We start from the raw sequence: 10,211 nt of genomic DNA on the forward strand, positions 1-10,211 counted from the left end.
TGGAGCCGTGGACGAGCCGATACCCGTGACGCGAGCCGTGGATCACGGGACCGCCAAGCTGATGCCGGACGTCGACCGGAAGCGGGCGTGGCTCTTGACGGTCGACGGGGCGCCACAGTCGTACGTGGATCTCGACGCGCCGACGCACCTTGAGTTCGAGTACGCGCAGCGGCTCGGGCACGTCCTGGACACCATCGCGGCGCCCGGGCGGGCGCTGGACGTGCTGCACCTCGGCGGCGGCGCGCTCACCCTGCCCAGGTATCTCGCGGCGACCCGGCCGGGGTCCCGGCAGGACGTGGTCGAGGCAGACGGCGGGCTGCTGGACCTCGTCGCGGAGCATCTGCCCGTCCCCGACGACGCGGGCATCACGGTCCACGGCGCGGACGCCCGCACCTGGATCGAGTCCGCGCCCGCCGACTCGGCCGACGTCCTGATCGCCGACGTCTTCGGCGGTTCTCGGGTGCCCGCGCACCTGACCTCGGTGGCGTACGCCCGTGAGGCCGAGCGGGTGCTGCGCGCCGACGGCGTGTACCTGGCCAACCTCGCCGACGCCACGCCCTTCGCCTTTCTGCGTTCCCAACTGGCCACGTTCGCCACGGTCTTCGACGAGCTGGCGCTGATCGCCGAGCCGGGCGTGCTGCGCGGCCGCCGCTTCGGCAACGCGGTGCTCGTCGCCTCCCACCACCCGCTCGACACCCCCGCCCTCACCCGCCGCACGGCCGCCGACGCCTTTCCGGCCCGGGTCGAGTACGGAGACACCCTGCGGGTCTTCGTGGGCGACGCGCGTCCCGTACGGGACGAGGACGCGGTGCCGTCGCCGGAGCCGCCTGACGGGGCGTTCAGCATCGGCTGAGGGCCGGGCCGCCCGAGGACCGATCCGAATACGCGCGGCGGTCGGCGGTCGGGTCAGGATCAGCCGTCCGAGTGCGCCGGCTCGCTCTTCACCGGTATTCCCTGGGCCACTTCCTTCGTACGCCGCCTCAGATTCCGCACGTCGGGAACGCACAGCACCGCCGCCGTCACCACGACGACCAGGACCGCGCAGCCCCACAAGGACGCCGAACGCCCGAAGGCGGACTCCGCCGGACCCGCGAGCGCCGTGGCGAGCGGCACCATGGCGATCGAGCCGAACCAGTCGTACGCCGAGACACGGGAGAACTTGTCCTCGGGGATCTCCTGGTGCAGCGCGGTCATCCACGAGACGCCGAAGACCTCGATCGCCGTGCCGGTCACGAACATCACCGCGCACAGGGGGCCCACCGGGAACGGCACGGCGAGTGCGGCCGACGGGAGGGCGAGGGGGAAGACGCAGAGGGTGCCGGCGAGGAGGAGTCTACGTGGCTTCCAGCGCATCATCAGCAGGGCGCCTCCGACGGTGCCCGCGCCGAACGCTGCGAGGGCCAGGCCCCAGGGCCCCGGGCCGCCGAGGCTGTCCCGGGCGACGAGGGGGCCGTACACCGCCTCGGCGGCGCCGACGACGGCCACCACGACGGAGAACTGGGCGACGATCGACCACAGCCAGGGCCTGCCGATGACCTCCCGCCAGCCGTCGCGGAGGTCGGTGAGCATTCCGCCGCCCGGTGCGCGAGACGGTATGTGACTCACGTCGAGGAAGGCGCGCAGGGCACCCGCGACCGCGAACGCCAGCGCGTCCACGGCGAGCACCCAGCCCGGGCCGACCACCGCGACCATGGCACCGCCGAGCGCGGCCCCGCCGAGGCCCGCGCCGTGCATCGCGAGGCGGAACAGCGCGAAGGCACGGCCGGCCTGCCGGCCGCTGACGGAGGAGAGCAGCATCCCCTCGGCGGCCGGGCTGAAGAACGCGTGGCCCGTGCCGCCGAGCGCGGTCAGCAGCATCATCTGCCAGAGCCGCGGTTCGCCGGCGATGACGAGTGCCGCGAAGGCCGCCTGGGAGAGGCAGTTGAGGGTGTTGGCCGCGACCATCACACGGTGCCGGGGGAGCCGGTCCGCGACCGCGCCGCCGATCAGCAGGAAGAGCACCAGTGGGAAGGTGCGGGCCGCCGCCACCAGACCTACGTCGCCGCCGTCGCCGCCCTCGTCCAGGACGGCGAACGCCGCCGCGATCAACGCTCCTTGGCTGCCAAGGTTCGTCACCACCGCGGCGGCGGTCAGCAGGGTGTAGTTGCGGCCCGCCCAGGAAGGGCGGCGCAGGCGGGCGCGAGAGTCGGCGGCGGGGTCCATCCGGCGACTGTCTCGGTCACCGGGCCGCCTTGCCAAACGAGTTGTCGGCCTTTCTTGCGCCGTTTCCCCTCTTTCTTTCCGCCGCCGGAGTACGGAGGACGGAGACAGGGGGGCCAGGGCTGCCCCAGGACGCTAAGCGGCTCGGGTGAAGTCGGCTGCGGGTTGGGTAGGCGTCCTGTGGGAGGGGCGTCATGTCGAACATCCTCCGTATCGAGTTGACTGACGATCAGCGGCGAGAGCTGCACGAACTGCTGGCACGGCGGGATCTGACCCGATATTCGCGGCAACGCGCGGAGTGCATCCGCCTGCTCGACCGGGGCAAGACCGCCCCCGAGGTGGCCGACCTGCTCGAATGCAACGTGGTCACCGTTCGCGCGGCGGTCCACCGCTTCGAAGACGGCGGGGTCGAGGCGCTGCCCGATGCCCCGCGTCCGGGCCGCCCGGCGAAGGTGCTGGGCGGTGCGGACCGCGCGGCGCTGGCCGGTCTGCTGGACCGGTCCGCGGCGGCCGGCGTCACCTGGACCGTCCCGGCGCTGCGCGAGTGGCTGCGCGAGCAGCGCGGGGTGGAGATCTCCGCCGACTGGCTGTGGGAGCTGCTGCGCCGCGACGGCTTCCGCTGGAAACGGACCCGCGACAGCCTGCGGCACAAGGCCGACCTCGTCCTCCAGCAGTCCGCAAAGGCGGAACTGGAGGACTTACGGACTTACGGATGGAGGCGCACGCGGGCGGGCGGGATCTGATCTTCCTGGACGAGTCCGGGTTCGCCCCGACCATGCCCACCGGCTACACCTGGTCCCGGGTCGGACAGCGGGCGGTGGTGCCCAAGGAGGACACCCAGGACCGCCGGGTGAACGTGCTCGGCGCGCAGGTCGTCGGCACCGGGCCGGACCTCCTCTGGCAGCGCACCAGCGGCAAGATCGACGCCGGGATGCTGCTGGAGTTCGTCCTTGTCCGCCTGGCGGGCCTGGGCGGCGGGGCGGCCGTGCTGGACCTGGCCGCCGACGGCGTCGGCGTGGACGCCATACCGGTCTGCGAGCGCCGCCGGCCGTGCACGATCGTGCTGGACAACGCTTCCGCGCACGTGGCCAGGGCGTTCAAGGGGCGCCGCCGCCAGCTGGCGAAGATCGGGGTCGACCTGTTCTACCTGCCGCCGCGCAGCCCGGAGTTGAACGACATCGAACTGATCTGGCGCCAGGCGAAGTACCAGGACTATCCACAGCGTGCCCAGACCAGCATCGATGCCATCGGTGAAGCCGTCGACCGGGCCATGACACGGCAACGAGACCGGATCCGGCAGTCAGCAACGAACTTCACCCGAGCCGCTTAGTAGGTACGACTGCAGCATTGGCGGGACCGCCAACACGATGCCGGTAGATCCTGCCGATCAGCACACAACTGCCCATCCAACGCACCGATTTCAGCCTGACCCGGTCAGTAAGGCGGTCAGCCAGGTAAGGTCGCGGACGACCAGCAGGTGGGCGGTGCTGCTCACTTGCTTGCAGGAGGGGGAAAATTCCATGAAGAGGTTTCTGGGTGGCGCCGCCACCATCGCGGTGTGTGCTGGACTCTTCGGAGTCGTGGGCACCGGAACGGCTGCGGCCGCCCCGCTCGATACCGACAATTATGATATATGGGATGCCACGTACGGTTACACCAAGGGGGGTGTTTCCTTCTACAACCGTGACGTTGTGGTGCAGGGGACGGTGAAATCCCACACGACAGGGTGTGCTCAGGCACTGTTCGAGGTTTACGAGACCGCGTGGTCAACCCCGAAGGTAGAAACGCGCACGGCGTGCGGCCGGGGGACCGGCACCAGCACCGACTACAACTTCACTGTCGACTTGGGCCCAGGGGGCGCCGCATCTGTGATGGTGGTCCTCCAGGAGAACACGACCGGCAAGTGGGAGCAGGTCCCCGGCGGGTGGCGGCATCTCCTGAACGACGCCCGGAACTGACCTACCCGTAGCGATGCATGGCGCCCGGACTCCGCTACATGTCTGGGCGCCGTCCATGCTTTGGGCGCGCAAGTCTGGGTGGGAATCCTCAGTCTGCTAAGCGGCTTGGGTGAAGTTCTTTGCTGATCCTCGGATTCGGTTTCGTCGCTGGGTCATTGCCTGGTCGACGGCTTCGCCGAGGGAGTCGGTGCTGGTCTGGCTGCGTTGCGGATAGTCCTCGTACTTCGCCTGCCGCCAGACCAGCTCGATGTCGTTCAACTCCGGGCTGTATGGCGGCAGACAGAACAGTTCCACTCCGGTCTTCGCCAGTTGACGTCGGCGGTTCTTGAACGCGTTGGCCCTGTGGGCCGAGGTGTTGTCCAGTACGACCGTGCATGGCCTGCGCCGTTCCCAGACCGGCATGATGTCGACGCCGAGGCCGTCGGCGGCCAGGTCCAGTACGGCCGCGCCACCGCCCAGGCCCGCCAGCCGCGAGCAGACGAAGTCCAGCAGTATCTCCGCGTCGATCTTCCCGCTGGTGCTCTGCCAGACCAGGTCCGGCTCGCTGCCGAGGACCTTCGCGCCGAGCACGTTGACCCGGCGATTGCGGGTGTCCTCCTTCGGCACCACAGCGCGCTGCCCGATCCTGGACCAGGTGTAGCCGGTGGGCATGGTGGGAGCGAACCCGGACTCGTCCAGGAAGATCAGATCGCGTTCTCCCGCGTGCGCGGCCTGCCGCAAGGCCGCAAGCCTCCAAATGGGCCCGGGCGGACTGCTGGAGGACGGGGTCGGCCTTGTGCCGCAGGCTGTCGCGGGTACGTTTCCAGCGGAAACCCTCGCGCCGCAGCAGCTCGCCCAGCCAGTCCGAGGAGATCTCCACCCCGCGCTCGTCCCGCAGCCACTCACACAGGGCCGGGACAGTCCACGTGATCCCGGCCTGGGCAGAGTCGTCCAGAAGCCCGCCCAGCGCGGCTCGGTCCTCCGCCCCCAGCAGCCTCGCCGGCCTGCCCGGCCGCGGGGCATCCGGCAGCCCCGCGATCCCACCCTTCTCGAAGCGGTGGACAGTAGCTCGGACCGTGACCGGATGGCACTCCAGCACGCCCGCGACCTCAGCAACGGACCGGCCCTGGTCGAGGAGCCGGACACACTCGGCGCGCTGCCGCGTGTACTGGGTCAGATCGCGGCGGGCCAGCAGCGCGTGCAGGTCACGGCGTTGCTCGTCGGTCAGCGCGACTCGGAGGATGTTCGGCATGGCGTCCCTCCCCAAGGACGCCTACCCAACGCAACCAACTTCACCAGCTCCGCTTAGCCGTCCGTCGGCGCGGCCTCGGTGAGGCGTACGGTGCTCAGGATCTTCTGGACGGTGGCCTCGGGGATCTCGTCGCCGACGCCCTTGGCGCCGTACAGGTTCCAGGTGACGAAATCGCCCGCGCCGTTCTTGAACGCGAAGGTGATGGCCTTGCCCTCGCTGTCGCACTTGCCGTTCTGCGGCGTGTTCTTCGAGTACGCGGTGGCGGTGCTGCCCTTGAGGCCCGACTTCGTCGTGTACGACTTCGCCTTGTCCCACTTCACGCTTTTCTTGTCCGGCTGCGTGTAGCCGCCGAAGATCCACCACGGGACACGGGTCTCGGCTGCCTCGGCCGAGTCCTTGGCGCCGTTCTCGCCGCGCGTTCCGGCGGTGGCCAGCGCGGTGTCCTCGTCGCGGCCGTCCTTGTCGTTGTCCGTGGTGCACCACTTGGACTTGAGATAGGCGGGGGCGGTGACCGTGGTGCGGTCCGTCTTGCCCTTCTCCTCCCACTCGAAGCCCACGCTGGTGTCGGTGCTCTCGATCTCCCAGTCGGCGGGGACGTCGAACATCGTGCCGAAGCGGGGGTTGATGACGACCTTCCAGCCCGCGATGGTCGGCTTCTCGCCGTCGGTGCCGCGCGGGTTGTCCTCGCCGGTGGACGCGGAGGCGCTCGGGTCCTTCGACGCGCTCGCCGACGGTGACTGCTTCGTCTTGCCGTCCTTGCCGCCGTCGGCCTCGTCGTCCTTGTCGCCGCCCAGGACCAGGACGCCCGTCACACCGGCCGCGACGACGACGGCCGTGGCCGCCACGATGGCGACGAGCTTCGTCCTGTTCCCGTCACCGCCGCCCTGCGGCGGTTGTGGCACACCGGGCGCACTCCAACCGGGCTGCCCCGGCTGGGTGTACGGGTTCGGTGCCTGCGGTCCGGGCTGCTGCTGGAATCCGGGTTGCTGATACGGATTCGGCTGCTGGTACCCCGGCTGCTGGTACGGGTTCTGGTTCTGGTCCTGCGGGTTCTGCTCGCCCCCGGGCGGCTGGTTTCCTGGCCACATGAGCAGTAACCCTAGTGCCGCCCCGGACACGGTTGGGTCACCGCCCTTCGTCAGGGACGTACCGGAGCAGGGCCCAGATGGGTACTTATGGAGGCGTACCGTACCGACGGGGCCCCTCGGGAATTCTCGAACGCGAATGTCCGTGCCCCGTGGGCGAGTTCCCCCGGTGCTCCCGACGATCACTTTCCGCCACTGGTCACGGCTTGCTACCCGTGGGTAACATGCCCGCCATGAGCGCAGACCAGATGTCGATCGGCGAGTTGCTCGCCGCCACGGTTCCGATGGTGCGGACCCTGAAGCTGGAGTATCTCGAGACCACTCCGGAGAAGGCCGTCCTCGCGCTGCCCGACCAGAGCGAGTACCACAACCATGTGGGTGGGCCGCATGCCGGGGCGATGTTCACGCTGGGGGAGTCCGCGAGCGGCGCGGTCGTGCTGGCCGCGTTCGGGGACCAGCTCGCACGGGCCGTGCCGCTGCCCGTGACCGCCGAGATCGCGTTCAAGAAGCTGGCCAGGGGGCCCGTCACCGCCACCGCCACGCTGGGGCGCTCCATCGAGGACGTCGTCGCCGAACTCGACGCCGGGGAGCGGCCGGAGTTCCCCGTGGTTGTCGCCATCCAGCGCGAGGACGGTGCCGTGACCGGCGAGATGACGGTCATCTGGACGCTGCGGCCCAACGGCTGAGGGAACTGCCCCGGGTGTCACCGCCGGCCGCGTCGAACCTCGCCCTGCCGCACCTGGACGACCGTGGCGTCGTGTGTACGGCAGTGGGGCGGCGGGGGCGTACCGAGCTTCCTCGCTCGTCACCGCCGGGAGGGTGGACTCCTCGTGCGGCGCCACCCTCCGGAATGGTTTTTGGTCCGGTCAGCTGTAGAAGGCCGGGCGCTCGACGAGTTCGACCTCGATCCGGCCGCCCTCGGACTGGGCGCGGACGCCCGCCTCGCAGACCGCGGCCGTGGCATAGCCGTCCCAGGCGCTGGGCCCGGTGACCTCGCCGCGGCGCGTGGCGTCGACCCAGGCCTGCACCTGGCGGTCGTACGCGTCCTCGAAGCGCTCCACGAAGTCCTGGGCGATGGTGCCGCCCCAGCGGCCCGCCTGGTTGGTGACCAGGGCGTGGCCGTCGCCGATGCGGGCCGTGCCGCGTTCGCAGACCACCTCGGCCTGTACCTGGTAGCCGAAGCCGCAGTTGACGTTGATCTCGACGTCCACGATCGCGCCGCCGGCGGTCTCGAACAGGACGAGCTGCGGATCCTGGAGGCCGTCCGGGGCGTTGTCGGACGGTGTCGGCTTCAGCACGGTGACCGCGGTGATCTCCTGGCCGAGCAGCCAGCGCGTGATGTCCATCTCGTGCACGACGGAGTCGTTGATGAGCATCTCGCTGGTGAAGCCGGGCGGGGTCGCGACATTGCGGTGCCGGTTGTGCAGCATCAGCGGGCGGCCCAACTGCCCGGTGTTCAGCAGCGCCTTGAGCTTCGTGTACTCGGTGTCGTACCGGCGCATGAAGCCCACCTGCACCAGGCGGTGCCCGACCCTCTGCTCGGCCTCCAGGACCCGCAGCGCCGAGGCCGAGCCCGGGGTGAGCGGCTTCTCGCACAGGACGGGCAGGTCGTGCTCGAAGGCGGTGAGCAGCGCCGCCTCATGGGCGGGGCCGGGAGAGGCGATCAGTACGGCGTCGACACCGTCCGAGGCCATCGCGGCGGCCGCGTCGGTGTGGGCCGTGCAGCCCTCGATACCGTCGGCGATCCGCTTGACCCGTTCCGCGTCGACGTCCACGACCGCGGCGACGTGTGCCCCGTTGGTCACTTGGTCGAGGCGCCGCACGTGATCGGCGCCCATCTTTCCGGTGCCGATGACGGCCACGCCGAGCGTTCCGCGCTGAGCCATGGTCGGTTGATCCCTTCTCAGGCGCCGCAGGAGCGCAGGAACTTGCGGGTACGCACCGCGATGGGCAGGGGCTTGTCCGGCGGGCAGGGGTACATGTCCTGCTCGACGATGGCGAACAGGTCGACGCCGAGCCTCTGAGCGGCTTCCAGCACCGGTTCGAGCGCGGGGACGCCGGTCGGCGGTTCGCACATCACGCCGCGCTGGACGGCCGGGCCGAACGGAACCTCGTTCTTGACGACGTCCGCGAGGATCTCCGGGTCGACCTGCTTGAGGTGCAGATAACCGATGCGCTCGCCGTACGTCTCGATCAGCTTGACGTTGTCGCCGCCGCAGTAGGCGTAGTGCCCGGTGTCCAGGCAGAGGCTGACCAGGCCGGAGTCCGTCGAGTCGAGGAAGCGCTCGACGTGCTCCTCGGTGTCGATGTGCGTGTCGGCGTGCGGGTGCACCACGATGTCGAGACCGAAGCGCTCCTTCACCTCGTGGCCGAGGCGCTCCATGCCCTTGGCGAGGTACGACCATTGACGGACCGTCAGGTCAGGCGGCTCGATCAACGCGGCGGTCTTGTCGTCCCGCCAGAAGGACGGGATGACCACCAGGTGCTTCGCGCCCATCGACCGGGTCAGCTCGGCGACCTGGCTGACGTGCTCCCAGGTGGCGTCCCAGACGTCGGGGCCGCGGTGCAGCGCGGTGAACACCGTGCCCGCCGACACCTTCAGGCCGCGCCTGTTCACCTCGTCGGTGAGCTTGGCCGGGTCGGTCGGCAGATAGCCGTACGGGCCGAGCTCGATCCAGGAGTAACCGGCCTCGGAGACCTCGTCCAGGAAGCGTTCCCAGGGCACCTGCTGTGGGTCGTCGGGGAACCAGACGCCCCACGAGTCGGGCGCGGAGCCGACGCGGATGCGGTCGAGCGCGTTGGCCATCAGGAGGCCTTTCCTTCCGAGGAGGACGCAGCGGTGCTGGCGGCGGTGGTGGTGGGTGTTTTGAGGTCTTCGGCTTCGGGGAGTTCTTCGACGTCGACGCCGCGGACCTGGGCCAACTCGTGTTTGAGTGCGGCGAGTTCGGCGCCGCCGGCCATGTGGTTGGTGAGTTCTTCGAGGGTGACCTCGCTGCGGGCGGCGGAGAGTTCCATGGTGCCCAGGCGTAGGACGCTGAAGTGGTCGCCGACCATGTAGGCGTGGTGGGGGTTGTGGGTGATGAAGATGACGCCGAGTCCGCGGTCGCGGGCGGCGGCGATGTATTTCAGCACCACGCCGGACTGTTTGACGCCGAGGGCCGCGGTGGGTTCGTCGAGGATGAGGACGCGGGCGCCGAAGTAGACGGCGCGGGCGATGGCCACGGACTGGCGCTGGCCGCCGGAGAGGGTGCCGATGGGCTGGTCGAGGTCGTCCAGGATGATGCCCATGTTGCGTAGTTCCTGGTCGGCGGTCGCCTTCATCTGTGTGATGTCCAGGCGGCGGATCGGCCAGGGCCCTTTGGTCATCTCGGAGCCGAGGAAGAAGTTCCGCCAGACCGGCATGAGGGGGACGGTGGCGAGGTCCTGGTAGACGGTGGCGATGCCCTTGTCGAGGGCTTCGCGGGGGTTGCTGAGGTGGACGGGCTGGCCGTCGATGAGGAACTCGCCCTCGGTGTGCTGGTGCAGGCCGGAGATGATTTTGATCAGGGTGGACTTGCCGGCGCCGTTGTCGCCGAGGACGCAGGTGACCTGGCTGGGGTGGACGGCCAGGTCGACGCCGTGCAGGGCTTTGACGTTGCCGTAGGCCTTGCCCGCGCCCTTCAGCTGGACGATGGGTGTGGTGTCGTCGGCCTTGTCCTTGACGGCGGTGGTGCCGTTGGGGGAGGTGGGGTTGTCGGT

The 10,211-nt window shown here is 69.7% G+C and carries 12 protein-coding genes and 1 pseudogene; 6 read left to right on the forward strand and 7 right to left on the reverse strand.

Annotated features, from left to right (window positions below; genetic code table 11):
• Positions 1–7: 7 nt before the first annotated feature.
• On the forward strand, positions 8–853 hold the full coding sequence (locus ACH4YP_RS46185; protein ID WP_361073260.1) for a fused MFS/spermidine synthase: 846 nt from the start codon (positions 8–10) through the stop codon (positions 851–853).
• Between the two features lie 59 nt (positions 854–912).
• On the opposite strand, the gene ACH4YP_RS46190 is transcribed toward ACH4YP_RS46185, so the two are convergent.
• Positions 913–2,202 carry an MFS transporter gene (locus tag ACH4YP_RS46190; RefSeq protein ID WP_398497426.1) on the reverse strand — a complete coding sequence of 430 codons (1,290 nt, stop codon included), beginning with the start codon at positions 2,200–2,202 and terminating at the stop codon, positions 913–915.
• Positions 2,203–2,393: 191 nt separating this feature from the next.
• Between ACH4YP_RS46190 and ACH4YP_RS46195 the strand changes: the two genes are divergently transcribed.
• The 3 genes from ACH4YP_RS46195 (at position 2,394) to ACH4YP_RS46205 (ending at position 4,157) form a co-directional block, all read left to right on the forward strand.
• Positions 2,394–2,942: a helix-turn-helix domain-containing protein gene (locus ACH4YP_RS46195; RefSeq protein ID WP_398497428.1), complete on the forward strand. Its 549-nt coding sequence runs from the start codon at positions 2,394–2,396 to the stop codon at positions 2,940–2,942.
• Positions 2,912–3,529, forward strand: coding sequence for a transposase (locus ACH4YP_RS46200; protein WP_398497430.1), 618 nt, complete (start codon positions 2,912–2,914; stop codon positions 3,527–3,529). Before ACH4YP_RS46195 ends, ACH4YP_RS46200 begins: the two co-directional genes overlap by 31 nt.
• A gap of 190 nt (positions 3,530–3,719) precedes the next feature.
• Entirely contained in the window at positions 3,720–4,157 is a 438-nt protein-coding gene (locus tag ACH4YP_RS46205) for a hypothetical protein (protein WP_361072922.1), read from the forward strand.
• Positions 4,158–4,253: 96 nt separating this feature from the next.
• Here the strand turns inward: ACH4YP_RS46205 and ACH4YP_RS46210 are convergent, their stop codons facing one another.
• Together ACH4YP_RS46210 and ACH4YP_RS46215 are read right to left on the reverse strand one after the other, a co-directional pair.
• Positions 4,254–4,877 (reverse strand): transposase, encoded by a 624-nt coding sequence (locus ACH4YP_RS46210; protein ID WP_398497432.1) that lies wholly within the window; start codon positions 4,875–4,877, stop codon positions 4,254–4,256.
• 43 nt (positions 4,878–4,920) lie between these two features.
• A pseudogene (locus ACH4YP_RS46215) lies at positions 4,921–5,328 on the reverse strand (helix-turn-helix domain-containing protein); the annotation flags it as partial.
• Between ACH4YP_RS46215 and ACH4YP_RS46220 the strand changes: the two are divergent.
• Positions 5,221–5,445, forward strand: coding sequence for a hypothetical protein (locus ACH4YP_RS46220; protein ID WP_361072916.1), 225 nt, complete (start codon positions 5,221–5,223; stop codon positions 5,443–5,445). The pseudogene ACH4YP_RS46215 and the gene ACH4YP_RS46220 sit on opposite strands and share 108 nt — an antisense overlap.
• On the opposite strand, the gene ACH4YP_RS46225 is transcribed toward ACH4YP_RS46220, so the two are convergent.
• Positions 5,442–6,476, reverse strand: coding sequence for a hypothetical protein (locus ACH4YP_RS46225; protein ID WP_361072914.1), 1,035 nt, complete (start codon positions 6,474–6,476; stop codon positions 5,442–5,444). The genes ACH4YP_RS46220 and ACH4YP_RS46225 overlap by 4 nt on opposite strands.
• A 245-nt stretch (positions 6,477–6,721) precedes the next feature.
• Between ACH4YP_RS46225 and ACH4YP_RS46230 the strand changes: the two genes are divergently transcribed.
• Entirely contained in the window at positions 6,722–7,159 is a 438-nt protein-coding gene (locus tag ACH4YP_RS46230; protein WP_398497439.1) for a DUF4442 domain-containing protein, read from the forward strand.
• A gap of 180 nt (positions 7,160–7,339) precedes the next feature.
• Here the strand turns inward: ACH4YP_RS46230 and ACH4YP_RS46235 are convergent, their stop codons facing one another.
• From ACH4YP_RS46235 to ACH4YP_RS46245, 3 genes are read right to left on the reverse strand one after another with little or no spacing between them, the layout of a single operon-like run.
• Positions 7,340–8,359: a Gfo/Idh/MocA family oxidoreductase gene (locus ACH4YP_RS46235; protein ID WP_361072911.1), complete on the reverse strand. Its 1,020-nt coding sequence runs from the start codon at positions 8,357–8,359 to the stop codon at positions 7,340–7,342.
• A 17-nt stretch (positions 8,360–8,376) separates the two neighbouring features.
• Positions 8,377–9,279, reverse strand: a complete 903-nt coding sequence (locus ACH4YP_RS46240; RefSeq protein WP_398497435.1) for a sugar phosphate isomerase/epimerase family protein — start codon at positions 9,277–9,279, stop codon at positions 8,377–8,379.
• Entirely contained in the window at positions 9,279–10,145 is an 867-nt protein-coding gene (locus ACH4YP_RS46245; RefSeq protein ID WP_398497441.1) for an ATP-binding cassette domain-containing protein, read from the reverse strand. The genes ACH4YP_RS46240 and ACH4YP_RS46245 overlap by 1 nt, the downstream gene beginning before the upstream one ends.
• Positions 10,146–10,211 lie beyond the last annotated feature (66 nt).

This window comes from Streptomyces sp. NPDC020747, assembly GCF_044334695.1.
Classification (GTDB): Bacteria; Actinomycetota; Actinomycetes; order Streptomycetales; family Streptomycetaceae; genus Streptomyces.